Source organism: Acetobacter orleanensis, from assembly GCF_001581005.1.
In the GTDB taxonomy this organism is placed as follows: Bacteria; Pseudomonadota; Alphaproteobacteria; order Acetobacterales; family Acetobacteraceae; genus Acetobacter; species Acetobacter orleanensis.
On sequence record NZ_LHZV01000066.1, the window covers coordinates 40724 to 67527 of the forward strand.

General features: G+C 58.7%; 23 protein-coding genes. 6 read left to right on the forward strand and 17 right to left on the reverse strand.

The window, feature by feature from the left end:
* The first annotated feature begins 314 nt into the window (after positions 1 to 314).
* Positions 315 to 1076, forward strand: a complete 762-nt coding sequence (locus AD949_RS11110) for a response regulator transcription factor (RefSeq protein WP_048836254.1) — start codon at positions 315 to 317, stop codon at positions 1074 to 1076.
* A gap of 21 nt (positions 1077 to 1097) precedes the next feature.
* Here AD949_RS11110 and thiD read toward each other — a convergent pair whose 3' ends face one another.
* The 17 genes from thiD to secA all read right to left on the reverse strand — a co-directional run bounded on the left by thiD (position 1098) and on the right by secA (position 20055).
* On the reverse strand, positions 1098 to 1925 hold the full coding sequence (gene thiD, locus AD949_RS11115) for a bifunctional hydroxymethylpyrimidine kinase/phosphomethylpyrimidine kinase (RefSeq protein ID WP_048836255.1): 828 nt from the start codon (positions 1923 to 1925) through the stop codon (positions 1098 to 1100).
* Positions 1926 to 1956: 31 nt separating this feature from the next.
* Complete coding sequence (gene glmM, locus AD949_RS11120) at positions 1957 to 3306, reverse strand: phosphoglucosamine mutase (protein WP_048836256.1); 1350 nt, start codon at positions 3304 to 3306, stop codon at positions 1957 to 1959.
* Between the two features lie 154 nt (positions 3307 to 3460).
* Complete coding sequence (gene folP / locus AD949_RS11125) at positions 3461 to 4495, reverse strand: dihydropteroate synthase (RefSeq protein ID WP_048836257.1); 1035 nt, start codon at positions 4493 to 4495, stop codon at positions 3461 to 3463.
* Positions 4496 to 4583: 88 nt separating this feature from the next.
* On the reverse strand, positions 4584 to 6542 hold the full coding sequence (ftsH, locus tag AD949_RS11130; RefSeq protein ID WP_048836278.1) for an ATP-dependent zinc metalloprotease FtsH: 1959 nt from the start codon (positions 6540 to 6542) through the stop codon (positions 4584 to 4586).
* 132 nt (positions 6543 to 6674) lie between these two features.
* Positions 6675 to 7982 carry a tRNA lysidine(34) synthetase TilS gene (gene tilS, locus AD949_RS11135; RefSeq protein ID WP_048836258.1) on the reverse strand — a complete coding sequence of 436 codons (1308 nt, stop codon included), beginning with the start codon at positions 7980 to 7982 and terminating at the stop codon, positions 6675 to 6677.
* 38 nt (positions 7983 to 8020) lie between these two features.
* The gene (locus AD949_RS11140) at positions 8021 to 8899 is read right to left on the reverse strand and encodes a tol-pal system YbgF family protein (protein ID WP_096430388.1); all 879 of its coding nucleotides are present in this window, start codon (positions 8897 to 8899) and stop codon (positions 8021 to 8023) included.
* Positions 8900 to 9039: 140 nt separating this feature from the next.
* Positions 9040 to 9519 carry a peptidoglycan-associated lipoprotein Pal gene (gene pal, locus AD949_RS11145; RefSeq protein WP_048836259.1) on the reverse strand — a complete coding sequence of 160 codons (480 nt, stop codon included), beginning with the start codon at positions 9517 to 9519 and terminating at the stop codon, positions 9040 to 9042.
* Positions 9520 to 10258: 739 nt separating this feature from the next.
* Positions 10259 to 11620: a Tol-Pal system beta propeller repeat protein TolB gene (gene tolB, locus AD949_RS11150; protein WP_048836260.1), complete on the reverse strand. Its 1362-nt coding sequence runs from the start codon at positions 11618 to 11620 to the stop codon at positions 10259 to 10261.
* A gap of 23 nt (positions 11621 to 11643) precedes the next feature.
* Positions 11644 to 12639 (reverse strand): hypothetical protein, encoded by a 996-nt coding sequence (locus AD949_RS11155; RefSeq protein WP_048836261.1) that lies wholly within the window; start codon positions 12637 to 12639, stop codon positions 11644 to 11646.
* A gap of 36 nt (positions 12640 to 12675) precedes the next feature.
* A complete protein-coding gene (gene tolR, locus AD949_RS11160) occupies positions 12676 to 13107 on the reverse strand; it encodes a protein TolR (RefSeq protein ID WP_048836262.1) in 432 nt (143 codons plus the stop codon).
* 3 nt (positions 13108 to 13110) lie between these two features.
* Positions 13111 to 13830, reverse strand: a complete 720-nt coding sequence (gene tolQ, locus AD949_RS11165) for a protein TolQ (protein WP_048836263.1) — start codon at positions 13828 to 13830, stop codon at positions 13111 to 13113.
* Between the two features lie 118 nt (positions 13831 to 13948).
* Entirely contained in the window at positions 13949 to 14362 is a 414-nt protein-coding gene (gene ybgC / locus AD949_RS11170; RefSeq protein WP_048836264.1) for a tol-pal system-associated acyl-CoA thioesterase, read from the reverse strand.
* Complete coding sequence (gene ruvB, locus AD949_RS11175) at positions 14359 to 15438, reverse strand: Holliday junction branch migration DNA helicase RuvB (protein WP_048836265.1); 1080 nt, start codon at positions 15436 to 15438, stop codon at positions 14359 to 14361. The genes ybgC and ruvB overlap by 4 nt, the downstream gene beginning before the upstream one ends.
* The gene (ruvA, locus tag AD949_RS11180) at positions 15435 to 16043 is read right to left on the reverse strand and encodes a Holliday junction branch migration protein RuvA (RefSeq protein WP_048836266.1); all 609 of its coding nucleotides are present in this window, start codon (positions 16041 to 16043) and stop codon (positions 15435 to 15437) included. Before ruvA ends, ruvB begins: the two co-directional genes overlap by 4 nt.
* Positions 16040 to 16546, reverse strand: a complete 507-nt coding sequence (ruvC, locus tag AD949_RS11185; protein ID WP_048836267.1) for a crossover junction endodeoxyribonuclease RuvC — start codon at positions 16544 to 16546, stop codon at positions 16040 to 16042. Before ruvC ends, ruvA begins: the two co-directional genes overlap by 4 nt.
* A 2-nt stretch (positions 16547 to 16548) precedes the next feature.
* Entirely contained in the window at positions 16549 to 17298 is a 750-nt protein-coding gene (locus tag AD949_RS11190) for a YebC/PmpR family DNA-binding transcriptional regulator (RefSeq protein WP_048836268.1), read from the reverse strand.
* A 33-nt stretch (positions 17299 to 17331) separates the two neighbouring features.
* Positions 17332 to 20055, reverse strand: a complete 2724-nt coding sequence (secA, locus tag AD949_RS11195) for a preprotein translocase subunit SecA (RefSeq protein ID WP_048836280.1) — start codon at positions 20053 to 20055, stop codon at positions 17332 to 17334.
* Between the two features lie 235 nt (positions 20056 to 20290).
* Here secA and AD949_RS11200 point away from each other — a divergent pair, with 235 nt between their 5' ends.
* The 5 genes from AD949_RS11200 to AD949_RS11220 all read left to right on the forward strand — a co-directional run bounded on the left by AD949_RS11200 (position 20291) and on the right by AD949_RS11220 (position 26790).
* On the forward strand, positions 20291 to 21229 hold the full coding sequence (locus AD949_RS11200) for a peptidylprolyl isomerase (RefSeq protein ID WP_061504659.1): 939 nt from the start codon (positions 20291 to 20293) through the stop codon (positions 21227 to 21229).
* A 71-nt stretch (positions 21230 to 21300) separates the two neighbouring features.
* Complete coding sequence (argJ, locus tag AD949_RS11205; RefSeq protein WP_048834760.1) at positions 21301 to 22545, forward strand: bifunctional glutamate N-acetyltransferase/amino-acid acetyltransferase ArgJ; 1245 nt, start codon at positions 21301 to 21303, stop codon at positions 22543 to 22545.
* A gap of 23 nt (positions 22546 to 22568) precedes the next feature.
* The gene (locus tag AD949_RS11210; protein WP_048834761.1) at positions 22569 to 23204 is read left to right on the forward strand and encodes an RDD family protein; all 636 of its coding nucleotides are present in this window, start codon (positions 22569 to 22571) and stop codon (positions 23202 to 23204) included.
* Positions 23205 to 23495: 291 nt separating this feature from the next.
* Complete coding sequence (locus AD949_RS11215; protein ID WP_371277370.1) at positions 23496 to 26039, forward strand: mechanosensitive ion channel domain-containing protein; 2544 nt, start codon at positions 23496 to 23498, stop codon at positions 26037 to 26039.
* Entirely contained in the window at positions 26032 to 26790 is a 759-nt protein-coding gene (locus tag AD949_RS11220; protein WP_048834762.1) for a 2OG-Fe dioxygenase family protein, read from the forward strand. The genes AD949_RS11215 and AD949_RS11220 overlap by 8 nt, the downstream gene beginning before the upstream one ends.
* Positions 26791 to 26804 lie beyond the last annotated feature (14 nt).

The window sequence follows — 26804 nt, forward strand, 5'->3', positions numbered from 1 at the left end:
TAAATGATTAAGTGTATTAATTTTAATATTTAATCCATCATTTTGTATTTTTTATGGAAAGGCATTTTTCTAGCTTATTTTCATAAAAAATTTATCTCTTCTCGTTCACAAATCGGAAGTTAATCGTGAATGATTTCAATCTGAAGTTGTTCTCCCAACCACATCTAGAACAGGCATGAAGTGCATATTTCGACACAAAAAGGTCAAAATAAGATAAATTCCTGTTTATCTTCGATAAAAAACACGTAAAAGTGGCTTTGTTATGTGTTTATACAACCTTAAGGTGTGTTTTGCTTTCGATGGGGGGAAACCCAATGCGTATCCTGTTTGCTGAAGACAAAGCGACGTCTGCCCGTCTGCTTTTGCCATCACTCAAAAAAGCAGGTCTTTCAGTAGATCTAGCGCGTTCAGGCAGAAACGCGATTGAGATGCTGCGGAATTATGATTACGGCATTGCCGTGATTGATCTGAGCCTGCCGGACATGGATGGGTATAACGTTATCAACTCTCTACGGTTACTGAAAATATCAACACCCATCATTATTCTTTCTTCTCTCGACCAGCCTGAAGCAAAAATTCGGGCTTTATCTATTGGTGCGGATGATTATCTGACCAAACCGTTCGATCCGGCAGAACTTGTTGCCCGTATTCAGGCCATCCTGCGTCGTTCCAGCGGGTTTTCTCATCCTATAACTCAGGTAGGCGAGCTCAAATTAGATCTGAACAGCCATACTGTGACAGTGCACGATCAGCCTGTACATCTGACGGGTAAGGAATTTGCCATCCTTGAACTGCTGATTCTGCGCAAAGGTGTCGCCCAGACCAAAGAGACATTTCTCAACCATCTCTACGGTGGTCGGGATGAACCCGATATCAAGATTATTGATGTTTTTATCTGTAAACTTCGCAAAAAACTTCAGGCTGCCGGAGCAGAGAATCTGATCTCTACTGTATGGGGAAGAGGATATATTCTGCATGACCCCAAAGCTAAAAGGCTCTCTCTTTCCACGGAACAAATGATCCCGACGCCCCCCCCACCTTTCGCGCAGGAACATCTTTATGCTCTTGGAGACTGAATTTTAAAATTCTATGAAAAATCAGAAGCTTTCATACCAGTCGTGCGCATGCCAGAGGGGACCGGCACCGGCTCCAAGGCCCGGTGCCGTCAGGATTGCCTGTCGCACATAAAGACGAGCCATTTCAACCGCCCGGCGCAGCGGGAGTTTTTGCGCCAGCCCGACAGCCAGAGCACTGGCCAGCGTGCACCCTGTTCCATGCGTGTGCCGCGTGGCAATACGTGTATCGCTAAACTCCGTGAAACCATCGGCATCCAACAAAACATCCACCAATCCGTCACATGTCAGATGGCCACCTTTAACCAGCACCGTCGCCCCGCTTATCTGGCGCAATACGCTGGCCGCTTTCCGCATGTCTTCTACAGATGAAATCGTCATCCCGGTTAGTTTTTCAGCTTCAGGCAGGTTCGGGGTCAGAAGCGTCGCGAGCGGGAAAAGCTGCGTTTTCAGACAGGATAAGGCCTCCTGCGCCAGAAGGCTCGCCCCGCCTTTTGCAATCATCACTGGGTCTATAACCACTGGAAGAGTGGGAGCCAGCTTACGATAGCGTGTGATTTCTTCACACACACACTGGATTTCTGCCGCACCCCCAAGCATTCCTGTTTTGATGGCATCCGCCCCAAGATCATCCAGCACGCTGCGGATCTGCGCCCGCAAAAACTCTGGGGGCACCGGCAGAATAGCCTGCACACCCTGCGTATTTTGCGCCGTCAGAGCTGTAAGGGCCGTCATCGCATAACCGCCTAGGGTGGTTATGGTCTTGATGTCTGCCTGAATGCCCGCGCCGCCGCCAGAATCACTCCCGGCAATAGCCAGAATGCGTGCAGGTTTTTTCGGTTCTGGTTCCATCACGCACTCCAGTATCTTAACCACTAAGGCGTTACGCTAGGACGTTCACAGCCTGAATCGCCTCGCACATCTGGTTGACGGCGTCATCCACCACGGCTTCATCTTCCGCTTCTACCATCACCCGCACCAGTGGCTCTGTCCCGCTTTTGCGCAGAACAAGACGGCCGCGGCCCGCAAGCATCTTCTCCACATCTTTCTGTCTGGCCTGCACGGCATCCGCTTCAAGCGGGCTCACGCCGCTAAAACGCACATTTTTCAGCTTCTGCGGGAATGGCTTAAAGAGACGACAAACCTCACTGGCTGGGCGTCCATCTTCCACTAGCACCGCCAGAATTTGCAGCGCGGCAATCAGGCCGTCTCCCGTCGTGGCGAAATCCGTCAGCACCATATGGCCTGACTGCTCTCCGCCGACATTGCTCCCCAATTCACGCATGCGTTCCACCACATAGCGGTCACCCACAGCAGTCCGTTCCAGCCCGACATCCAGCGTATTCAGGAAGCGCTCCAGCCCCATGTTGGACATAACTGTCGCCACAACGGACTGGCCAACCAGCCGCCCTTCCCGCGCCCATGACTGCGCGATAAGAGCCAGAATCTGGTCTCCATCAATCAGGCGTCCGGTTTCATCCGCAATCAGAACGCGGTCCGCATCCCCATCCAGCGCGATGCCCAGATGCGCGCCATGCTGCACAACCGCCTGACACAGCGCTTCAGGATGCGTGGAGCCACACTGGTCATTGATATTCACGCCATTTGGCGTGCAGCCAATACGAATGACCTCCGCACCCAGTTCCCACAACGCGGTGGGTGCCACGCGATAAGCTGAGCCATTAGCGCAGTCGAGCACGATTTTCATGCCATCCAACCGCAACTTGCGCGGGAAGGAGGCCTTGGCATTTTCCACATACCGGCCTGCGGCGTCATTCAGGCGGGAAGCCCGGCCAATAGCGCGGGGCGATGCCAGACGGTCGGTCAGATCCGTCTCCATCAGATTTTCAATGTCAATTTCGTTCTGGTCAGACAGCTTGAACCCATCCGGGCCAAACAGTTTGATCCCGTTATCCTCAAACGGGTTATGCGAAGCAGAAATCATGACGCCCAGATCAGCCCGCAGAGACCGGGTCAGCATCGCAATCGCGGGTGTAGGCAGCGGGCCAACTAGCGTGACATCCATTCCGGCAGACAGAAAGCCCGCGACAAGCGCACTCTCAATCATATAACCGGAAAGCCGGGTATCCTTGCCCAGCAGAACGGAGTGCCGGTGCTCTCCACGCGTAAAGTGCAGGCCAGCCGCCTGCCCCAGTTTCTGGGCAATATCGACGGTCATTGGCGCGATGTTTGCGGTCCCGCGAATGCCATCTGTCCCAAAAAAACGTCTCATCTGCCTCGTCCAATCTCGTTTTTTGTGGCGTCTGCGCCCAGACAAATAGTCTGACTTTGGGAGCCAGAGCCGTGCGAACGCTTCTTTGTTCCCTCTTCCCTAAAGGGCTTTTTAACGGGAAGAAACCGCAAGGCGCGAAAACAGTTCTCTTTTTTCAGCGAGTGTGGACACGCTGCCAGACACGCAGCGCCTGCGCCATACCCGCCACTGCATGCACACGCAGCACGCTCTGGCCTAACGGCAACGCCGCCACAGAAGCAGCCTGTGTTCCCGCATCGCGACCTGCCGGGTCCTGCTCACCCGTGATCTCCCCAATCATCCTCTTACGGGACACGCCCAAAACAACCCGGCAGCCCAGATTGGCCAGCAGAGGCAGGCGGCGGAGCAAGGCCAGATTTTGCGCTGTGTTTTTTGCAAACCCCAAGCCGGGGTCCACACTCAGCCGTTCTGGCGCGATCCCGCCGTCTATAGCGGTTATCAGGCGGGCACCCAGTTCCCGCACAACATCACACGCCACATCCTCATACACGGCATGCTGCGCCATGGTAGTCGGCGTGCCGCGCATATGCATCAACACCACGCCACAACGTTTTGTAGCCAGCAGAGGCAGAGCTTCCGGGTCATGCGTCAGGGCCGACACATCGTTAATCACATCCGCGCCAGCCGCTAGCGCTTGCGCCATCACCTGACTGTTGCGCGTATCAATGGACAGAACCGCATCCGGCCTCTGCTGCTTCAGCCCCTGCACCACGGGGCCAATCCGCTGCCATTCTTCCTCAGGCGTTACAACCGCAGCACCGGGGCGCGTGCTCTCTCCACCAATATCCAGCACACCCGCCCCTTCGGAAAGCTGCGTTAGCCCGGCCTGTACGGCCCGGTCTGCCTCCCGATGCTGGCCGCCATCACTAAAGCTGTCTGGAGTGACATTGAGAATACCCATGACCTGCGGCCCCTCCGGCATTCCGGCAGAAGCAGGTTTTGCGACCAGCCGGGCCAGCACGTCCTGCCAGCCTGCGGGTACATCCGCCACGGGCATAAAGCCACTATGCGTTTGGTCTTCTATCAAATCCACAAAACTAAAGGCCGCTGGACCACCGGCTAAAGGCCGCGCCCAGCCGCGTTTGACAGCCTCCTGTGCCGCTGTGCCGTAGAGCAGCCCCGCAGGCTCCGCCAGACGCCGAAAATTCATTCCCTCTTGCCCCCTCTCTCCAAACGCAAAAGAGGCGGCATTGCTGCCGCCCCTCCTGATCTCACTCTCTACTCTGCACAGCTGATTGTCAGCCGGGCTGGGGCACGGGATGAACTTCCCCGCCCTCATCCTTATCGTTCTCCGGCTTATCACCCGGCTGCACGATTTCGGGCCCAGACACCTGCGGGACGGAGGACCGGCGGTTGACCGGCGTTGTCTCATCAACCTCCACCCGCTCAATCGGCTGGCCCCGCATGATCTGGCGAATATCTTCCCCGCTCAGTGTTTCATATTCCAGCAGGGCTTCCGCCAGACGATGCAACTCATCCACATGGTCATGCAGATAGTTCCGCGCCTGATCATACGCCTCATCAATCAGCCGCTTGATTTCAGAATCAATTTCCATGGCCGTATGTTCAGAGAAGTTCTTGGCAGCGCCCCCGAAGAACATACCGCCACCGCCCTGATCATCATTGGCGTAGGCAATCATGCCGACCTTGTCGCTCATGCCCCATTCGGTCACCATGCTGCGGGCCACGCGGGTTGCCATCTGAATGTCCCCCATCGCGCCATTGCAGATATTGTCTTTCCCGTAGACAACTTCCTCTGCAACGCGGCCGCCCATAGCCACAACAAGATGCGCAATGCAGTTCTTCTTGCTCATGGACAGACGGTCACCTTCCGGCAGCCGCATGACCATCCCCAGCGCACGGCCACGCGGAATGATGGTGGCTTTATGAATAGGCTCACTTTCCGGCACCAGAACCGCCGTAATGGCATGTCCGGCTTCATGATAGGCGGTGCGTTTCTTTTCCTCTTCATTCATGACGAGGGAGCGACGCTCAGCGCCCATCAGAACCTTGTCCTTGGCGTCTTCAAACTCACGCATAGACACCGTGCGCTTGCCCAGACGGGCCGCGGCCAGAGCGGCCTCGTTCACCAGATTGGCGAGGTCAGCGCCCGAGAAACCGGGGGTACCACGGGCGATAATGCGCGGGTCAACGTCAGAAGCCAGCGGCACCTTGCGCATATGTACGCGCAGGATTTTTTCACGCCCGCCCACATCCGGGTTTGACACCACAACCTGACGGTCAAAACGACCCGGACGCAGCAGAGCCGGGTCCAGCACATCGGGTCGGTTGGTCGCGGCAATCAGGATCACGCCCTCATTGCTTTCAAACCCGTCCATTTCGACCAGCATCTGGTTCAGGGTCTGCTCGCGCTCATCATTCCCGCCGCCAAGGCCCGCGCCACGATGGCGGCCCACGGCGTCAATTTCGTCAATGAAGATAATGCACGGCGCGGCCTTCTTGCCCTGCTCGAACATGTCACGCACACGGGACGCACCAACACCGACGAACATTTCCACAAAATCAGAACCGGAAATGGTGAAGAACGGCACATTGGCCTCACCCGCAATGGCGCGCGCCAGCAGGGTTTTACCCGTGCCCGGAGGCCCGACCAGCAGCACCCCTTTGGGAATCTTGCCGCCAAGACGAGTAAATTTCTGCGGGTCTTTCAGGAAGTCGACAATTTCCTGCAACTCGCCCTTGGCTTCATCAATCCCTGCAACGTCTTCAAAGGTCACACGGCCCTGTTTTTCCGTCAGCATCTTGGCGCGGGACTTGCCAAAGCCCATCGCACCCCGGCCACCGCCGCCCTGCATCTGGCGCATCATGAACAGCCAGATGCCCACCATCAGGATAATCGGCAGCGCGTTCAGGAAGTAGCGCAGCAGCGGGCTGCCTTCCTGATCCAGCGGTTTGGCCACAACCTCAACACCCTTGCCCGTCAGACGGGAGACAAGGGAGGGGTCCTGCGGCGCAAAGGTTTCAAAAGCCGTGCCATCTGTCAGCGTGCCGGAGACATTCTGATTCTGCATCACGACGGACCGGACACGCCCGGTATCCACATCGGTAATGAAGTCAGAATAGGCCAGTTGCTGCGCTGCGTGCTGCGTGTTCCCCGGCTGGAACACATCTACAAGCAGCAGCAGCATCACGATAATGCTGACCCAAAGCGCCAAGTTGCGGCCTAAATTGTTCATCTTGCCTGTGTTTCCATACTGATCGTGCGCGAGCGCCGGAGTGCCCCAATCTGAGCGGCAGACGCCGAAAAATGCAACCTCTGCCATTACAAATGGGGTGCTGAGCCGATATTCCCACCCCACACATGATATTTATTCTCTTGTAGCACGCCCATCGGCTTTGACCTCTGGCCAGCCATACACGCCACTGCCGGTCACGGAAACTGGGGGCTGAAACAGAAAACGGGCGTATTTGAACTGCCCTTCCGCCCACCAGCCCAGATGCGGCACCGCAACACGCTGCCCTTGCCTCCATAAAGCAGGCAGTGTGGCGCAGAACAGGGCGGGCCATCCCCCACGCACTCCGCGATCCAGCCCTAGCCCCGCCGCGCCAATCTGCAACCCCTGCCCGGACAGCGCGGACGGAATAGAAAGTTCAAACCGATTATCCCACCGCGCCCCGCCCTCCGCCGGAAGCGGTGCCGCCATGGCCGCAGCCTCCCGCACAAGGTACCAGTCTGCCCGCCTGCGCACGAGATGCACGCCCGCCAGTGTGGCCTCCTGACCAGCAGCCCGCAACCGGGCAACCGCAGCAGGTGATGGCGGATAGAGCGCCCCGCCAACACCACGAATAAGCCGCGACAGCACTTCCGGCTCCGGCAGTTCCGGGCCTAGACAAGCCCAGCCTTCCGGCCTGAACGCCACGTGTCTGGACAAAATAGACGCCTGCTCTGCATCCCGCTGCATCCGGGCGGCTCCCGCGCACAGGCTGGTTTCCCATAAAGCGAGGCGCGTATCCTGCTCTTGCAAATTGTGCCGCACCCGCACCCGCGTTGCGCGCGTATCCTGATTGGAGGGATCATCCACCCACGTCAGCCCGGCCTGCCGTAACGTTTCCCGCAGGGCCAACCGCGAGACGCCCAGCAGAGGCCGTACGAGCCGCACATCCGGCAGGGCTGTGACCCACCCCATGCCGGCCAGACCATCCGGCCCGCTGCCAGAGTCCTGACGCATCCGAATTGTCTCAACCTGATCATCCGCCTGATGACCGAGCAGAAGGTCCAGACAGCCAGCCTCCCGGCACGCCTGCGCCAGAACAGCATATCGCGCCTGCCGCGCCCGCTCGGCCATGCCGGGACCTTTGGCGAGGTTTGTCAGTGTTAGAAGCCGCGCAGGTACATCCATGGCGGCAAGCCGCTGCAAGGTCAGCCGGGCTTCCTGCGCGGAGTCCGCCCGCAACCCGTGATCCACCACAAACGCGAGAAGATTTTTGCGCCAGTGCCGCGCCAGCCATGCCAGACACAGGCTATCCCCACCGCCAGACACGGCCAGCCCGACGGGCGGCAGACCCGGAGCATCGGGCAACCATGGCCCAAGTCGCTTTATGCTCGCAATAAAGGCCGTGGGGGGGAGAGGACGCTCAGAAAACGGGTTTCCCGGCGGCGCGAAATAAGGCTGCATTTCAGCCCTTTCCGCCCCACTGGAACACTGCGCCAAACTTACTGGCAGCCACCCCGACCAGCATAAATTTCCGCCGCGTGAGAAACACGCTGCGTGGGGGACGGAAATTCCGCCTTCAATTTCCCCAGAGCCTGACAGGCAGCCTTTTTGTCACCCATCGCCAGCAGGGAGGCACTCACTCCCAGCAGGGCATCCGGCGCGCGGGCACTTTTAGGAGACTGACGGTAGGCATCATAATAGGCCACGGCAGACTGGCGATACTGCTTCTGGCCTGCAAGAGACTGCGCGAGCAGGAACTGAGCATCGACCTTAAACGCACCTTTGGCATTTTTGAGCGCACGTTCCGCATTATCATGCGCGGTATCATAATCGCGCTTCTGCAGAGCCGCTTTGCCGCTCGCCAGCAGGGCATCCGGCGTTGTGGCGGCACTCTTCGCAGGGGCTGCGGACTCACTGGCCGCACCCGCTGCGGCTGCGGCAGCCGGGGCCGCGCCACCGCCACCGCCACCGCCACCATTCTGGGCAGCAAACTGGTTATCAGCAATCTGTTTGGAAAGAGCCGCAGTCTTCTGCTGAAGGTCATTGGTGAGCTGGTCAATTTCACCGCGCATATCGCGCTGCTGCTGCTCTAGCGTGGTGACCCGGTCAAGCAACTGCGCTGTCAGGTCGCCATTACCGGAAGAAGAGGACGGAGCCGGTGTGGCAGAGGGAGGCGCCATGGCACCGCCGGATGTCTGCATCTGGCTCATCGCCTGCTTGAGCGCCATAATCTGGTTTTGCAGCGCAAGACCTTCCCGGCTGGTCACGTCCTGTGCATGTGCTGCGGGGGCAGAGGCCACCAGCACGGTCGCAACAGGCAGACACAAGGCCACGGCACGCCACGGCGCAGTAATGGACGTCATCAACCCGCGTTTCATCAAGACCTCACCCTTTCTTTAAAAGCGGGCAAGGATTTCATCATTCCTACCCGGAAAACAAGACAGGAAATACAAAAACAGGCCGGGTGAAATTCACCCGACCTGCCCTGTCAGCTCAAACGCGCGAAATACGCCAGACCTTAGTGAACGGCAGTAATTGCGTTACGGTTCTGAGCCCATGCGCTTTCATCATCACCTTCTGCGGTCGGACGATCCTTACCGTAGGAGATGGTGGAAATGCGGGAAGACGCAACGCCCTTGGCAACCAGATAGTCACGAGCAGCGTTAGCACGACGCTGGCCCAGAGCAATGTTGTATTCTTCCGTGCCGCGGTCATCGCAGTTACCGGCGACTTCAACGTTAACCTGCGGATATTTTGCAAGCCATGCAGCCTGCTTTTCCAGCGTTGCCTGCGCATCGGACGTCAGGCCGCTTTTGTTCAGCGGGAACAGGACGCGGTCACCAGCCGTGGCAACCAGATCTTCTTCGCTGCCCGGCACGGGGCCGCTCGGCTGCATCGCCGTGGAGGCACCACTGGAGTCACCCGTGTTTGCCTTCTCGTGCGCACAGGCAGAGAGAAGGGCAACCATGCTCAGAGCAGCAATATATTTCAGTCTCATGTGTCGGATCCTGAGAACTAGTTCCTGACAGGAACTATTCGGAGAAAAAAAACAGTTAATGCCTATATCCCCGCGCATTCCTCTGCTCCCCTCCGAAAACCATCGAAGAGCCGAACGAACTGTGGAGACCACCTTGCCGTAAGCCATAGCTCATTCATCCGGTCAAGCGTGATCTCTTTTTGGCATAGCTGACCCCGTAAAACCGATGCTGAATAGACACATAAGGCTTTCACAACCGGCATTTTATCTACGGCTCAACGTTTACCGCCAAATTAACGGAAACCTTTCTACTATGCTTCCGCGGCACATTTGTCGGATTTTTTATTCTTCTTCCATACCTTTCCTTTATTAAGGAAAAAGATACTGGCAAGCGTCTTTAACAAGACACCACTCACTACTTTTTGTGAGTTACTCTCCACTCAGACCTTCAAAAAACCATAAATGCGTAGTTCTCGAAAATATTCATTTCGGCCTATCAGGCTGACCGAATCGGGATAACGTTCTGTTTTTTGCCAGTTGGCGCACCTCTCCTCATCACATTGAGCACCCACTCACACCTCCTACGGTAGGATCGGCATCGAAGAAAAAGATGTGATCTGACTTAAGTGCAGAACAATTTCTGAAAGCCGTAGCCCTTCAAACGCTTAAGGCAAAAAATCAAACCTAAGTATTCTTGAAAACGTAAAAAAAGCCCCGGACTTTCACCCGGGGCTTTGCGCGATTTTATGACAAAACAGATTTACTCGTTCAGCGGAGACCATGCCGGGTCAGACGCCTGACCGGGTGTGTGCAGCGCACGGTCATTAAACCCGGTAATATCGACCATTCCGATGGAGGACGCGAAGCCTGCGCCGCCTGCCCCTGCGCGGCTCTGGCGGCAATAAGCCAGCACACGCCCGTTGGGGCAGAAGCTGGGGCTTTCCACCGTAAAGCCTTCCGTCATGATGCGTTCGCCTGAGCCATCAGGGTTCATGACACCCAGCGAGAAGCTGCCATTGGCGATGCGGGTAAAGGCGATCAGATCCCCACGCGGAGACCACACGGGCGAACCATAGGTGCCACTCCCGTAGGAAATCCGCTTCGCGCCACCACCAGACGCACTCATGATGTAAAGCTGCGGGCTGCCGCCACGGTCAGAGTTGAACACGATCTGAGAACCATCCGGGCTGTAGCACGGGCTGGTATCAATCGCGCCGGACGACGTAATCTGGCGGCGGGAGCCTGAACCCAGATCAACCACAAACAGATCAGACCCACCATTACGCGTGACGGACAGCACGACCGAGCGGCCATTTGGCGCAAAACGCGGCGCGAAAGAAATCCCAGCAAATTCACCCAGAATCTGCTGGCGGCCGCTGCCCAGATCAAACAGATACACGCGCGGACGGTTATTGGCGTAGGACATGAACGCCACCTGATCCTTCACCGGGCTGAAGCGCGGTGTAAGGGTCAGCCATTTGCCCGCCGTCAACATGCGGCTATTGGCACCGTCCTGATCCATGATAGCCAGACGCGTGCTCTGGTGCCCACGCGGGCCAGAGCGTGCAATGAACGCGATGCGGGTATCAAAATAGCCTTTTTCACCCAGCATACGCTCGTAGATGACATCCCCGACAATATGCGCAATCCGCCGCCAGTTGGCTGAGGTTGTGGTATAGGCTGTGCCCTGAATCTGCTGGCTTGTCAGCACGTCCCACAGGCGCATTTCCACGCGCACGGAACCACTGCCAGACACGCTCCCCGTCACTAGCGCCCGTGCGCCCATGGCTTTGGCAGCTGCAAAATCCGGGCTGCCAGACCCGGACCCACCGGGCAGAACCTTGAACAGGCCGGTGTTGGTCAGGTCATTATTCAGCACTTCAGCAATCTGGGCACCAAGACCGCCGCCAAAGTTCGGCAGAACAATCGGGATCGGCGCTGTACGAGCCTGATCAACCGTAATTTCAGCCTCTGGAGCGGCTGTTGCCGCCATGCCCGGCAGCGGTGTCATCAGCAGGCCGCCAGCGGCAACGCTGGCCCCCATCAATGTGCGACGGCCAAGGGCCGCAACCAGTGTGTCGGCTTCCTGATCAGAAATAAGCGGGCGTGTACTCGTAAGCATCTGTTTTCCTCCAGGTGGCCTGATCAAGGCCTGAACACAAATTTCAACTGCCGGGTCTGGCCCAGAAGGTTTTTGGGGATAGGCAGTTTGGAGCAGGTGGGGCTCAACACAGCCGCCCGCGCCCGTTCCGCCAGAGCCCGGTATGAGGCGTCCGCATTCATCTGCGCCTGTGTCTGCGGGGCAAACTGCACAATACGGGCCTCACCAGCGGCATCCACCGTCACAATCAGGTGCGCGATAAAAGTGGCATAATTTTTGGCAGCCGTATCTTCCGTATAGCACCGGCGCACAGCGCCCCCGATGGCCTTCTGCTCTCCGGCAGAAAGACTACGGGTAATATCCCCATCCGGTGAGCCCCCTCCATTCGGTGCGCCACCCTGCACAGGATTGGCTCTGGCCTTGGGCGCATGCGTCTGCTTGGTGTCAGACCGGAAGGAATCCAGCGTCTCCAGCAGAGAATGCGAATCCTCCTGCGTTTTCTTTGCCTTATTGGGCTGCGTGATGTGCGACGGCGTGGGTGTATCCGGCAGCGTATCCGCAGGTTCCGTCACCGGAGACGGCGGCGCAACACTCGGCGTCGTCTTGGGTGGCGTTGGCGGAGACGGCGGCGTTTTCACCACGTCGGGAGACGGTTCCTCAGCCTTGGGCGGCACGGGCGTATCCGGCAGCTTTTCTGCCTCCGGCGCAGGCGGCGGGGGCACCGGCTGGGGCGGAGGTGGCGGCGGAGGCGCTTCCTCATTCGGGGCAGCCTTCGGCGGCTCCGGAGACGGAGGGGCATCATTCGGCACGGGGGCCGGGGCCGGTGCGGGTTTGGGGGCTGGCTGGCTGGCTTTAGCCGGAGAACCACCAGAGTCTTCAGGGGCCTCAAACTGCATTTCCACAACCGGAGGAGGCTCTTCCTCCGGTTTAGGCGGTGGCAGAGAAACCAGCAGGGCCAGCAGCAACGCAATATGCGCTCCACCGGACAGATAAAGGCAGCGCCTCAGCACAGCCTGTTCGGAACGGCGTGGCCGCACCATGAAATTTCTCCGCCTCTCTGCGTTAGAGAGAATGAGTTAATGGCCGCTGCTGGCGGGTTGTTGCGCCAGCAATGCCACATGAGTGAAGCCGCCTTCGGTCACCTGCCCCATAACCTGCATCACACGACCATAATCAATATGGGCATCACCGCGCACAAAAATGCGGTGTGACGGGTCATTGTTGGACGCAGCCTTAAGCTGGGCAACCAACTCCTCCGGTGAGACTTGGGACTCTCCGAGATACAAGCTGCCATCCGCCCGAATGGACACGGTGATGGGCTTTGTATCGGAATTGACAGGCTTAGCGTCTGTCTTGGGCAGGTCCACATTCACGCCGCTGGTCATCATGGGGGATGTGACCATGAAGATAATCAGCAGCACCAACATGACGTCCACCATCGGCGTCACGTTGATGTCGGCCATCGGACGCCTGCGGCGGCGCCCGTTCCCTCCGGACGGCATGCCCATGGTTCAGGCCCTTTCTTCGGACTGGCGGGACAGAATGGCCGCAAATTCCGTGCCAAAGCCCTCCAGCCGGTCCTGAAACAGGTCCAGACTGTTGCTGATCACGTTATACGCGACATAGGACGGTACAGCCGTCATCAGGCCGATGGCCGTTGCGAACAGGGCTTCGGAAATACCGGGAGCCACAACGCTCAGATTGGTGTTGTGCATGGCGGCAATGGCGCTGAAGGAGTGCATGATACCCCACACAGTGCCAAACAGGCCCACAAACGGAGCCACCGGGCCAACCGTTGCCAGAAACACCACCCAGCGACGCAGGCGGTCCATCTCACGTGTAACCGTAATGCCAATCGCGCGGTCCACACGTTCCTTCACGCCACCGCGCACAAGGTCCACACCGGGGATACGCGCGGAACGACGCCATTCACCCATGGCGGCACCAAAAACGGCAGCGAGCGGATGCACGGGCTTGGCGCCATCGCTCTCATACAGATCATCCAGACTGCCACCGGACCAGAAGCGGTCCTCAAAAGCGGAAGCCTGTTTATTGATGCGCCGTAGCGTTACAATTTTATCGAAAATAATGGCCCAGACCATCACGCTACAGAACACCAGCCCCAGCATGACCAGTTTGACCATCAGGGAGGCATTCATAAACAGCCCCCACACCGACAGGTCTCCCGCCGCTGCTACGCCGAGATTTGCCGCGTCAACCGCACGATCCAAAAACGCCTCCTGCCTCTAGCGCCCGTCACGGGCAACCTGTCTGCGACTCGGGCTTTGCTCCACGCGTCCCGGTCGTGCTGTTTTTTACTGTCTTCCGCACAAAAGCAGAAGAGGCCGTCTAAACCTCTGCCGCAAGTCCGCGCAAAAGATCACGCCATAATGGCGGGAATCGGGCAGGACGACCATCTTCTGCCCTCACGCAGGCCAGCCGAACATCCACACGGGCACAAAAAACATCATCCCGCGTAAAAACCTGCTCCAGCCGGCAGCTTGCAGCCCCTTCTTCCAGCAGACGGGTGGTGATGGTCACCACATCATCCAGCTTGAGCGGCACGCGGTAATTCAGGGTTGCGTCATGCACCACAAACACCAGACCGTAGTCACTCAGCAGGGAGGCCGCGGGCATACCAAGGCTGCGGATAGCTTCCGTCCGCGCCCGCTCGGCAAACGCCAGATACCGGGCATGATAGACAATGCCCCCGGCGTCCGTGTCCTCATAATAAATGCGGAAATTGATTGAATGCGTGGTCATGCGCCGTCCTCTTCGTCAGGCAAAAGATCCATCTGGGCGGAACGCGGCTCGTCCGGTTGGGCGGGGGGTGTGAGACCAAGGTGCCGCCATCCGCGTTCCCCCAGCACACGCCCCCGGCTGGTGCGCAGGACAAGCCCTTCCTGAATCAGATACGGCTCTATGACATCTTCCAGCGTATCCCGCGCTTCCGCCAAAGCCGCCGCAAGGGTTTCCACCCCTACAGGACCACCGTGATGATACTCCGCAATGCGCCGCAGATAGCGTCTGTCCATGGCGTCCAGCCCCAGCGCGTCGACTTCCAGCCGACTCAGAGCGGCATCAGTCACGTCACGGCTGACAGGCGCGCCACCGGGCGCGATGACAGCCGCAAAATCCCGCACACGGCGCAGCAGACGGCCCGCAATACGGGGCGTACCACGTGAGCGGCGGGCAATTTCCTCCGCGCCTGCGGTTGTCAGGTCAAAACCGAGTTTTTCCGCCCCGCGCGCCACAATGGCCCGCAGTTCCTCCGGGGTATAGAACACCAGCCGCAGCGGAATGCCGAACCTGTCTCGCAACGGAGTGGCCAGCAGTCCGGCGCGGGTTGTCGCCGCCACAAGCGTAAAGGGCGGCAGATCAATCCGCACGGAACGCGCCGCCGGGCCTTCCCCAATAATCAGGTCGAGCTGGAAATCCTCCATCGCGGGATACAGAATTTCCTCAATGGCGGGCTGGAGGCGATGAATTTCATCAATAAACAGCACGTCACGCGGCTGAAGATTGGTGAGAATAGCCGCCAGATCCCCCGCCCGCTGGATGACCGGGCCGGATGTGGCCCGGAACCCCACGCCTAGTTCGCGCGAGACAATCTGCGCCAGTGTGGTTTTCCCCAGCCCCGGCGGACCATGCAGCAGCACATGGTCCAGTGCCTCGCCACGCTGGCGGGCGGCGGCAATAAAAATAGACAGATTTTCACGGCTGGCTTTCTGACCGGTAAAATCAGCCAGTGTTTGCGGGCGAAGAGAGGCTTCCCCCATATCCTCATCCCGCCGGGTCGCATCAATCTCCCGATCCGGGATGAAGTTTCCTCCACTCATCGAGCCAGAGCTTTCAGACTATCCCGCAGCACGGTGTCCAGAGAAGCCGCAGGCCCCTGCTCATCCAGCAGCCGCTTGACAACCGGCGCTGCCTCCGACCGACGGAACCCCAGTCCCGCCAGCGCCAACAGCGCATCGGCCTCAATCCCACCGCCGGGCGTGGCGCTAGCCGGAATGACAATGCCCCCGCCACCACCGGGCATTTTGCCCGCGCGGTCGCGCAATTCCGTCAGAATCCGTTCCGCCAGACGTCCACCCACACCGGGCGCACGGGTCAGGGTGGCTTTATCCGAAGTTGTCAGCGCGGCCACCAGCTCCCCCGGAGAGAGAGTGGAGAGCATACCAAGCGCCACTTTTGCGCCCACCCCCTGCACACTGGTCAACAGGCGAAACCACTCGCGCTCGGCACTTTCCACAAAGCCGTAGAGCAGAATCGCGTCTTCCCGCACCACAGTTTCAATCAGAAGACGGGCTTTTTCTGGCGGATGCGGCAAAGCAGCGAGCGTGCGGGTGGACGCCGCCACCAGATAACCGACGCCATTCACGTCGATCACGCAACTCCCCAGTTCCACCTGAATGACCAGTCCGCTCAGAAACGCAATCATGCCATTCTTACCCCGGCTGCAATATGGCGGGCACTTGCCCGATGATGTGCATGACAGATCGCAATGGCTAGTGCATCAGACGCATCAGCCCGTGCCACCTTAACCCCCGGCAGGAGGCGGCGCACCATCATTTCAACCTGATCCTTATCGGCGGACCCTGTTCCGACGACGGCCTTTTTGACAGCCAGCGCGCCATATTCCGCCACATGCAGGCCCGCGAGTGCTGGAGCCAGCAACGCCACCCCGCGGGCATAGCCCAGTTTGAGCGTGGCGGTGCCGTTGCGGTTGACGTACGTTTCTTCCACGGCGGCTTCCGCCGGGTTGAGGCGATCAATCAGAATCGTCAGATTTTCGTGCAGGACTTTCAGCCGGTCTGGCACACTGTCCGCGCTGTTGGTTGCAATCACGCCATTTTCGACATGCCGCAACCGATTACCCTCGACATCAATCACCCCCCAGCCCGTAAACCGCAGGCCGGGGTCAATGCCGAGCAGGCGCACCACTGTCAGGCGGACAGTTTTTCGGCGAGTTCGTCAGAAAGATCAAAGTTGGCATAGACGTTCTGCACGTCATCATGATCTTCCAGCACGTCCAGCAGCTTAAACAGGGTGCGGGCCTTTTCTTCATCAAGGCTGATCGTGTTTTCCGGGCGCCAGTCCAGCTTGGCGCTTTCTGGCTCACCAAAGCGGGTTTCCAGAGAATCCCGAACCGTGAAGAAGGCTTCCACCTCACAGGTGATTTCATGCGTGGTCTCGGAAGACACTACGTTTTCCGCACCCGCTTCAATCGCGGCTTCCAGCATGTCATCATCAGAGGCGACAGCATGCGGATAGGTCAGCACGCCCAAACGACGGAACATGAAGGAAACGGAATTGGTTTCCCCCAGAGAGCCGCCATATTTGGAAAACGCCGCCCGCACGTCAGACGCCGTGCGGTTGCGGTTGTCGGTCAGACCTTCCACAATCACGGCAACGCCTGCGGGGCCATAGCCCTCGTAGCGCACTTCAATATAGTCTTCCCCACCCGCTGCGCCGGAGGCCTTTTTAATGGCGCGGTCAATGGTGTCCTTGGGCATATTCACATCACGCGCCGCGACAATGGCCGCCCGCAGACGCGGGTTGGAGGACGGGTCAGGCAGGCCCGCACGTGTTGCAACCGTCAGTTCGCGAATAATCTTGGCAAACTGCTTGGCCCGCTTGGCATCCTGCGCGCCCTTGCGGTGCATAATGTTCTTAAATTGGGAATGACCCGCCATCTTCTCTTACCCTGTCCGTCGGCCCCGCGCGTCTTAAACCAGACGGCCGTGGCAATGCTTATATTTTTTCCCTGACCCGCACGGGCACGATGCGTTGCGCGGTGTCTCCCCCCAGCTTGAAGGGTCATCCGGCATGATGGCGCTGCCACCGATCGGCGTTGCCATTTCCGGTGCGGCTCCGGGGGAAAGGCCGGGGCCGGGTTCAGACGCAAAGCCCGGAATTTCCGGGTTAGCGTGAATTTCCGCCGTGTTGGCAAACGGGTCCACCGTTTCCTGCGGTGCCACTTCAACCCGCGCCATGAGCGAGACAACACGCTCCCGCATTTCTTCCAGCATGATGGTAAAGAGCTGGAAGGCTTCGTGCTTATACTCGTTTAGCGGGTCTTTCTGGCCATAAGCGCGCAGGCCAATGCCCTGACGCAACTGGTCCAGCGCGTGCAGATGCTCTTTCCAGACGCCGTCATAGGTCGTCATCAGCACCTGTTTTTCAATAAAGCGCATCAGATCCGGGCCAAGGTTGGCCGCACGGGCCGCCTGTGCCTGTGTGGCGGCCTGACTGATCCGGTTAGCCACTTCCTCAGCGTCCATCCCGTCTTCTTTTGCCCAGTCCGCAATCGGCAGATCAAGAGCCAGACCGTCCTGAACAGCCTTGGTCAGCCCCGCGATGTTCCACTGCTCGGCAAAAGATTTCTCAGGGATATGGCGGCCCACCATGGTGTCGACCACATCTTCCCGCGCTTCATTCACAATGCCGGAGACATCTTCCGTCGCCATATATTCCCGGCGCTGCGCATAGACTTCCTTGCGCTGGTCATTCATCACGTCATCATATTTGAGCGTGTTTTTGCGCATGTCGAAATTACGGGCTTCGACTTTTTTCTGCGCCCGCTCCAGCGCCTTGCTCAGCCACGGGTGAACAATGGCTTCCCCTTCCTTCATGCCCATTTTCTGGAACATGCCGCCCATACGGTCAGACCCGAAAATCCGCATCAGGTCATCTTGCAGGGAGATAAAGAAGTGGGAGTTACCGGGGTCACCCTGACGCCCCGCACGGCCGCGCAGCTGGTTATCAATCCGGCGGCTTTCATGCCGCTCGGTGCCAATCACAAACAGGCCGCCCGCAGCTTTGACAATATCGTGGTCACGGGCAACGCGCTCCCGGATAGCCTGCGCGGCGGCATCCCGCTCCGGTCCTTCTTCCATACCATCAAGCTCTTGGCCGATCAGCATGTCCACGTTGCCGCCCAGTTTAATGTCTGTCCCACGGCCTGCCATGTTGGTGGCAATGGTGATGGCACCGGGAGACCCGGCCTGCGCGACAATTTTTGCTTCCATCTCATGGAAGCGGGCATTCAGCACGTTATGCGGAATCCCTTCCTGCGCCAGCAGAGCAGAGAGGGCTTCACTCTTCTCAATGGACGTCGTGCCAACCAGAATGGGCTGGCCACGCTCATGCACGATGTTGATCAGCTTAACGACCGCCGCGAATTTCTCGGCTTCCGTCAGATAGATCTCGTCGTCTTCATCCTTACGGGCCACCGGGCGGTTGGTGGGAATTTCCACCACATCCAGCTTGTAGATTTCCGCAAATTCATCGGCCTCGGTCATGGCCGTGCCGGTCATGCCGGAGAGTTTGGGGTAAAGGCGGAAGAAGTTCTGGAAGGTAATGGAGGCAAGGGTCTGGTTCTCCTGCTGAACCTCGACATGCTCCTTGGCTTCCAGCGCCTGATGCAGACCATCGGAATAGCGGCGGCCATCCATCATACGGCCTGTAAATTCGTCAATAATGACGACTTTTCCGCCACGCACGATGTAGTCCACATCACGCGAGAATAACGTATGCGCCCGCAGGGACTGCTGCACATGGTGCACCACAGCCACGTGATGCAGGTCATACAGCCCGCCTTCATCCAGCACACCGGCGGCGCGGAGTAGGTCTTCCACCTTGTCGGACCCGGCATCCGTCAGCACAACGCTACGGAATTTTTCGTCCTTATCAAAGGTTTCAGGGTCCTGCACCAGTTGCGCGACCACTTCATCGACTGATCGATACAGGTCGGAACTGTCTTCCGCTGGGCCAGAAATAATCAGTGGAGTCCGGGCTTCATCAATCAGGATGGAGTCCACCTCGTCCACAATGGCGTGGTAGAAGGGCCGCTGCACCATCTCTTCAAGGCGATATTTCATGTTATCGCGCAGATAATCAAAGCCGAATTCGTTGTTGGTGCCGTAGGTGATATCAGCGGCGTAGGCTTCCCGGCGCGCATCATCGGGCATGTTCGGCACAATGGTGCCCGTGGTCATGCCCAGAAAATGATACAGTCGCCCCATTTCGGCGGCGTCACGCGCGGCAAGATAATCATTCACCGTCACCACATGCACGCCTTTACCGGCCAACGCGCTGAGATAGACGGCGAGGGTTGCAACCAGCGTCTTGCCTTCCCCCGTACGCATTTCGGCAATCCTGCCGGCATGCATCACCATGCCGCCAATCAGCTGCACATCGAAATGGCGCATGCCCAGCACACGGCGGGCCGCCTCCCGCGTGACGGCAAACGCTTCCGGCAGAAGACTATCCAGAGTAGCCCCTTTGGCCAGCCGCTCCCGGAATTCTACGGTTTTGACGGCCAGCGCAGCGTCATCCAGCGCCTGCATCCGGGGTTCCAGGGCGTTGATTTCCGGCACGCGACGCTGGAACATCTTGAGCGTCCGGTCATTGGCTGTGCCGAACAGGGCGCGGACGAAGCTTGCGAGCATGAAGACCTTTCCGGAACAATGCGTGCCTCTCCTGCCTTCCCTCCGGAACCAGACCGGCGAAAACATGAGCAGAACATCAGCATGGAGTGGCTCGGCTGCAAAATAGGACCCGGACCCGCTGCGGTCAACCAATCAGCCTTGTTTCTTCCTTCCGAGAGGGTCAGAGGGCTTGCAGGGCAGAATAGGCTCCTTCATAGATGATTGAGCAATTTTCCTTTGTTTAGGGTTTGTCCTCATGCGCTTTTCCACCAAGGCCTCAGCTCTCGCAGCCACGGCCCTGATTGCCTCAGCCGTTCTTTCCGCCCCGTCTTTTGCTGCTCCGGCTCCCGCCGCAGCAGCCGCACCGGCAGGCGCAGCCCCCTCAGCCCCTCCGGCAGACCCGAAAACGGTTGTCGCAACGGTTAACGGTGAGAAAATCACGGTTGCGGACGTGCAGGACGCCGCAGCCAACATGCCCGAGCAGATGCGCCAGCTCCCCCCCAACGTGATCTACCCGATGCTGATCAACCAGCTGGCGGACCAGAAAGCCATCCAGATTGCCGCCCACAAGGACGGTCTGGAAAAAAATCCTGACGTGAAAAAAGCCATGGATGCCGCCGCGACCAGCGCGCTGCAGAACGCATGGCTCTCCCACGAAGTCATGCCGCACCTGACAGAAGCCGCCGTGCAGGCCGATTACCAGCAGAACTACGCAGGCAAGCCGCCGGAGCAGGAAGTGCATGCCCGCCACATTCTGTTAAAAACGGAAGCCGAAGCGCAGGACGTGATCAAAAAGCTGAAGGCGGGTGCAGACTTCGCCAAGCTGGCCGCTCAGGTCTCCACCGATACAGGCAGCGCCAAACAGAATGGCGGCGACCTCGGCTGGTTCAAGAAAGGTGACATGATCCCGGCGTTCTCTGATGCCGCATTCGCCATGAAAAAGGGCGAAATCAGCAGCACCCCGGTCAAGAGCCAGTATGGGTTCCATGTTATTCAGGTGCTGGACACCCGCACGGACCCGATCCCGTCTCTGGATTCCGTCAAGGGCAAGATCCGTCAGGAACTGATCCAGAAATACGTGCGTGAAGCTGTCGCCAAGGCCGCATCCGCCGTGAAGATCGTACGGTTTGACCCCTCCACCGGCAAGCCGCTGCCGGATGCTCCGGCCTCCGCCGCAGCCCCTGCAAAAAAATAATTTCTACGTCTGACTGACTAGCCCCGCCAGCCTGTGCTGGCGGGGTTTGCCGCTTCCAAGGACCTCGCGTTATGGCGCACGCTCTCCCTGTCTCTCCTCTCGCTCTGCCTCTCCCGGAACTAAAGGAGGTGCGCGGGGTGCGCCTAGGTGCAGCGGAAGCTGGCATTCGCTACAAAGGCCGGACAGACCTTGTTCTGGCCGAATTTGCGCCGGGCACCACGGTGGCCGGTGTGTTTACCCGTTCAAAATGCCCCGGTGCTCCGGTTGACTGGTGCCGCGATAGCCTTCCCGCAGGGAAGGCCCGCGCCCTCGTCGTCAATGCCGGAAATGCCAACGTGTTTACCGGCCGTGCTGGCCGCGAAACCTGTAAAGCCACAGCCGAGGCTGCCGCCCTACTCGCCGGATGTGAGCCTCAGGCCGTGTATCTGGCCTCCACCGGCGTAATTGGTGAAATTCTGCCGCATGAGCGCATGACAACCGCCCTCCCGGCTCTGCATGACGCACTGTCCGCACAAGGCTGGGAAGCCGCGGCCCGTGGAATCATGACCACGGACACCTTCCCCAAAGCCGCCGTCCGCACCGCAATGCTGAACGGCACCGAAGTTCTTATTCAGGGCATTGCCAAAGGCAGCGGCATGGTCGCGCCCGACATGGCCACCATGCTGGCTTTTGTCGCCACCGATGCCGCCCTACCCGCCTCCGTCCTGCAATCCCTACTCTCTCAGGGTGTGAAGACAACCTTCAACTGCATCACGGTCGATTCTGACACCTCCACCTCGGACATGGTGCTACTGTTTGCCACTGGCGCCGCCGGAAATGACGAGCTTTCTGACAGCACGCCCGCCAACGCCGCCGCCCTGACGGAATTTCGGGACGCCCTGCACGACGTGCTGCATGATCTGGCCCAGCTTGTCATCCGGGATGGAGAAGGCGCTACCAAGCTCATGACCATCAGCGTAACTGGCGCGGTATCTGACGAGTCCGCGTGGCGTGTTGCCATGGCCATTGGCAATTCTCCGCTGGTGAAAACAGCCGTGGCGGGGGAAGACGCCAACTGGGGCCGCATTGTGATGGCCGTTGGCAAATGTGGGGAACCCGCGGACCGCGATACGCTTTCTGTCTCAATCGGCGGTGTCTGCATTGCGCGTGAAGGCATGGTTGTGCCGGGCTATGATGAAACGCCGGTTGTCGCCCACATGAAGGGGCATGACATTGATATCGCCGTAGACCTCGGCCTTGGCAATGGCTCCGCCCGCGCATGGAGTTGTGACCTGACGCACGGCTATATTGATATCAACGGCTCATACCGGAGCTGATCGCGTTTTAAGGAACAGGCCTGATGTCTTCTTCCGCTTTTCCTCCCGGCTGGGGGCAGCCCTCTGGCACACAGAACGGCGCAGGCTTTCCGCAAGGGAACAATGGCCGCCCTGTCTGGATTTATGCCGGGTTCTGGTGGCGTGTTTGGGCGTTTCTGATCGACAGCCTCATCCTCACCATGGTGAATGCCGTGCTGGGCTATTTCATCCTGCCGGATTTCAAGGTCCAGTGGGAAGAACTGCCTGTGCCGGACGCCTCGGGCCAAACGGTGGACGTGGTGGATATTGCGCAGCATGTGCAGCCCGACACCATTTCCGTGCTCATCCCGCATATTCAGGCTGGCAATTGGCATCTGCCGGGGCTTCTCTTGGCTCTGGTGCCTGCTCTGTATTTTATTCTGTTTGAATCCTCACGCTTTCGGGCCACGCCGGGCAAACGCCTGTGTCAGCTTGAAGTCACGACCCTTGACGGTGCGCGTATTTCCATTGGCCGTGCCACACTGCGCTTTCTCATCAAGGCGCTGCTCTCCTTTCCCCTCCTGTATATTGGCGTGTTGATGGTGGCCTTTACGCGCAGGAAGCAGGCACTGCATGACCTGATTGCCGGAACATTGGTTATCCGCGCAGAAAACACGCAGTTGGTTACGTTCGACTCCTGACACTGCGCCTTTTCTGGGCGCCTCCTCTGGGCCACTCTGCTGGCGGCCCATCTGGCTCTCTGGCCGCACACCTTGATACCGCGAGATTTGCCCCCTACCCTTGTGCCTAACATAGGGGCCGCACCTGTGCCCCTTTCCTGATCGATCGTTCAAACAAGGATACGGCACGTTATGGCGGCAGAGAGCCTGCACCAGAGTACGACCCGAGCCCCCACGGCTTCTCCCTTTTCTTCTGTAGCCAGATTTGCCCCCGGGCTCTGTTTTGCCCGTCTTCTCGTGTGCGGGCTTCTGATGTTCGGACTTCTGATGTTCGGGCTCGCGCCCCGGCTCACCAGTCAGGCTTTGGCGGCGGATGCACCATCAACCGCCACCCCGACCACCGCGACACCCACCGGCAACCTCAGCCGGCAGGATGCGGAGCAGCTTCTCAGCGTTCTGAATGACCCCAAGAAGCGGCAGGATTTTACCAATACGCTGACGCTGATGGCCAAAGGGCTCCCCGCGACCCAATCCGCCGCGACACCCGCTACACGCAAAGATGCTGCCGCCACCGTTATTGACAGTGATGTGCATTCTGAGCTGAACGGCCTGAACAGCACGCTGCATGGCTATATGCAGAATTTTACGGGACTGTTTAAAGACCTCCGCTCGGTCGGGACATGGTTCCACAGGGAAATCAGTAACCCAGAGTCCCGCAAAACGCTGATTGATGCCTTCAGCCGCGCCCTGATTATCATGCTGGTGGCTGTAGCACTGGAACGCTGCATCAGTCTTTTGCTTAAAAAGCCGCTGAGTGCCGTCACCGCGCATGCGGAAGCGCGGGAACGCAAGCAGGACGCTGCCGTTGCGGTTGAAGCTGTGCAGACCGCGACCTCCACACCGGATGGAGACAACACCACAACCCGCGCGGATGACCAGCGCCGCCGGAATGAGGTGATGCGCTACCTCATCCGCGTGCCTTATAATATCCTGCATTTTCTCCTCAAACTGCTGCCCGTCGCCGTCTTTTTCGGGCTTGGCTATCTGGGTGCGGAATTCCTGACCACAACACAGCAGGCCAGCACCGTCACCATTACGCTGACGAATGCCTATGTCATTGCTCGCTGCCTCTATCTGCTGGTGGAAACGGCTCTGGCCCCGCGTTCCCCCGCCATTCGCCTGGCACCCGCGCAGAATGAAACCGCGCGGATGCTCACCCGCTGGTGGAACGTGCTGGTCGCAGCGCCTTCACTGATTATCTGTCTCTCCACTCTGGGGAGCGAGTTCGATCTGGCCCCGCGCGGCACAGAAGCCATGATGCGTGCGGTTGTGCTGGTCCAGCATCTGATTATTGCCGCCTTCATCTGGCGGATTCGCCATATTGTCGCCAATGCCCTGCAACCCTCTGAGAATATGCGCAAAAAAGCCTTTTGGGCTTTTGTTGGCACGCTGGCACGGTTCTGGTGGATTCCTGTGCTGTTTCTGGACATCGCCCTGTGGTTTGTCTGGGCGGCCCACCTTAAGGGCGGTTATCAATGGATTCTGCGCGGCACCGGCCTGACATTTGCTTTTCTGATACTCTCCCGTCTGGCGGCCGTGCTGGCCTATGGCTTGCAGGATCGGCTGTTCCGCGTGAGTGACACGATGGAGGCGAACTATCCCGGCCTCCAGAAAAGGGCGGATTATTATTATCCGTTTGTGCGCCGCGTACTGACCATTGTCATTGTCTTCATGACCTGCGTGATTATTGCGCAAAGCTGGGGTGTGCCGAGCTTCCAGTTCTTTTTCCATTCCGCTCTGGGCGCACGGCTTGTGGGGGCAGCCCTCAGTCTGGCTATCGGGGCCACCATTGCGGCTCTGGCATGGGAAGTTATCAATGGTCTGCTGAACAAGCAGATTGACCGCTACACATCCACTTCCCAAGCCTCACGCGCAACGCGGTTGCGCACCGTACTGCCCATTATTCGCACCGTGCTGCTGGCCATCATCATCATCGTGGTGTCCGTCACCACGCTTTCGCAAATTGGCATTAACGTCACGCCATTGCTGACGGGTGCTGGCATTATGGGTGTGGGCCTGTCTTTTGGTTCCCAAAGTCTGGTGAAGGACGTGATCACCGGCTTTTTCATGCTGGCGGAAAACGCCATTCAGGTGGGGGACTGGGTGACCACTGGGGGCGTTTCCGGCACGGTGGAACATCTGTCCATCCGCACCCTGCGGGTCCGCTCCTTTGATGGTGACCTGCATATTATCCCGTTCTCCTCAGTGACCTCCATTGCCAACACGGGCCGTGGCTTTAACCAGATTATTGTCAAACAGGTGCTTGATCTGAGCGAGGACACGGAAAAAGTCGCCAAGCTGATGGCGTCCATCATTGCGGACATGCGCAAGGAGGACGCCTACAGCCATATGATCTATTCGGATTATGCGGATCTCGGCGTGGATCTGACAGACGGCAACGGCGCCATTCTGGTAGGAACCATCAAGACCGCACCGATGATGAAGTGGAAAGTGCAGCGAGAGTTCTATCGCCGTCTGTCCAGCCTGATGGTGGAAGCAGGCGTGAAATATTACACGTCCACGTCCTATTCCACCACGCCGCCGGGCAACAGCCTGCATCTTGCTGTGGATGATCTGCCCGAAACCTTTACTGCCCATGCGCCGCCTGCACCGACGCAGGAGCCTGCTGCGCCGCAATCAGTGTCACACCCCGTCAAAACCGAAAACGCGAACGAGAAAAAAGACGGTGCCTCTAAAGACGGTGCTTCTGTGGAAAAAACTGACAGACACGCGCAAAAGTCTGAAGAGAAACACACGCCCCCCGCTGCTTCCGGAGAAGGTTTACCCCATGCCTGATACTCTCCCACACGCTCTCCCGCCAGAAACCCTCACAGCACTGGGTGCTCTGGAAGCACCGCTAGGCCAGAACGGCTTTGCCTACGAGCAGGCCGCCGCCGTGCGCCCGCTTCTGGAACAGTTCGGGATGGAGCAGTGGGAGACGTTTGCAGAAAGCTGGAACCATCTGGGGGTTGATCGCTACATGGCGGATGGCGGCCGTTACCGCCGCCGCCGCCACGCGACGTTCACCCTGACGGAAGATCAGATTCTCCGAAAACCGCATCAACCGCATTACCAGAGCCGGGATTACAATACGCTCAATGGTGGCATTGAGCGCTGGTTTAAGCCAATCACCCCGGCCATAGGGGAGCACCCGGCCCTTCTGGCTATCCTGCGCCTGACCCAACATATTGCGGATGACCTCACTCCGCAGGCCCAGCGCCCCGTGGCGTGGCATGCGGAAGTCCATCAGTTCCGGATTGAAGCCAGCCCGGACGCAGCCGGACGCCCCACCCCGGAAGGCTTACACCGGGACGGCGTGGACTGGGTCTGTGTGATGATGGTGCGCCGGGACAATATCGCCCGGGGCGAGACAACCATCCATGACCTGAACCGCCAGCCAGTCGGCAGTTTTACGTTAACAGATCCGATGGATACCGCTCTGGTGAATGACAGCCGGGTTTATCATGGAGTAACGCCGGTCAAACCTGTTGACCCGGCCCATCCGGCCTATCGGGATGTTCTGGTTGTCACGCTCCGGCACGAATAACCGGAGACAGGCGG

Excerpts from the sequence above, each read along its gene's own strand:
- AD949_RS11110 (WP_048836254.1), top strand. The coding sequence starts at position 315 with ATGCGTATCCTGTTTGCTGAAGACAAAGCGACGTCTGCCCGTCTGCTT.
- thiD (WP_048836255.1), bottom strand. The coding sequence starts at position 1,925 with ATGGAACCAGAACCGAAAAAACCTGCACGCATTCTGGCTATTGCCGGG.
- glmM (WP_048836256.1), bottom strand. The coding sequence starts at position 3,306 with ATGAGACGTTTTTTTGGGACAGATGGCATTCGCGGGACCGCAAACATC.
- folP (WP_048836257.1), bottom strand. The coding sequence starts at position 4,495 with ATGAATTTTCGGCGTCTGGCGGAGCCTGCGGGGCTGCTCTACGGCACA.
- ftsH (WP_048836278.1), bottom strand. The coding sequence starts at position 6,542 with ATGAACAATTTAGGCCGCAACTTGGCGCTTTGGGTCAGCATTATCGTG.
- tilS (WP_048836258.1), bottom strand. The coding sequence starts at position 7,982 with ATGCAGCCTTATTTCGCGCCGCCGGGAAACCCGTTTTCTGAGCGTCCT.
- AD949_RS11140 (WP_096430388.1), bottom strand. The coding sequence starts at position 8,899 with ATGAAACGCGGGTTGATGACGTCCATTACTGCGCCGTGGCGTGCCGTG.
- pal (WP_048836259.1), bottom strand. The coding sequence starts at position 9,519 with ATGAGACTGAAATATATTGCTGCTCTGAGCATGGTTGCCCTTCTCTCT.
- tolB (WP_048836260.1), bottom strand. The coding sequence starts at position 11,620 with ATGCTTACGAGTACACGCCCGCTTATTTCTGATCAGGAAGCCGACACA.
- AD949_RS11155 (WP_048836261.1), bottom strand. The coding sequence starts at position 12,639 with ATGGTGCGGCCACGCCGTTCCGAACAGGCTGTGCTGAGGCGCTGCCTT.
- tolR (WP_048836262.1), bottom strand. The coding sequence starts at position 13,107 with ATGGGCATGCCGTCCGGAGGGAACGGGCGCCGCCGCAGGCGTCCGATG.
- ybgC (WP_048836264.1), bottom strand. The coding sequence starts at position 14,362 with ATGACCACGCATTCAATCAATTTCCGCATTTATTATGAGGACACGGAC.
- ruvB (WP_048836265.1), bottom strand. The coding sequence starts at position 15,438 with ATGAGTGGAGGAAACTTCATCCCGGATCGGGAGATTGATGCGACCCGG.
- ruvA (WP_048836266.1), bottom strand. The coding sequence starts at position 16,043 with ATGATTGCGTTTCTGAGCGGACTGGTCATTCAGGTGGAACTGGGGAGT.
- AD949_RS11190 (WP_048836268.1), bottom strand. The coding sequence starts at position 17,298 with ATGGCGGGTCATTCCCAATTTAAGAACATTATGCACCGCAAGGGCGCG.
- secA (WP_048836280.1), bottom strand. The coding sequence starts at position 20,055 with ATGCTCGCAAGCTTCGTCCGCGCCCTGTTCGGCACAGCCAATGACCGG.
- AD949_RS11200 (WP_061504659.1), top strand. The coding sequence starts at position 20,291 with ATGCGCTTTTCCACCAAGGCCTCAGCTCTCGCAGCCACGGCCCTGATT.
- argJ (WP_048834760.1), top strand. The coding sequence starts at position 21,301 with ATGGCGCACGCTCTCCCTGTCTCTCCTCTCGCTCTGCCTCTCCCGGAA.
- AD949_RS11210 (WP_048834761.1), top strand. The coding sequence starts at position 22,569 with ATGTCTTCTTCCGCTTTTCCTCCCGGCTGGGGGCAGCCCTCTGGCACA.
- AD949_RS11215 (WP_371277370.1), top strand. The coding sequence starts at position 23,496 with ATGTTCGGACTTCTGATGTTCGGGCTCGCGCCCCGGCTCACCAGTCAG.
- AD949_RS11220 (WP_048834762.1), top strand. The coding sequence starts at position 26,032 with ATGCCTGATACTCTCCCACACGCTCTCCCGCCAGAAACCCTCACAGCA.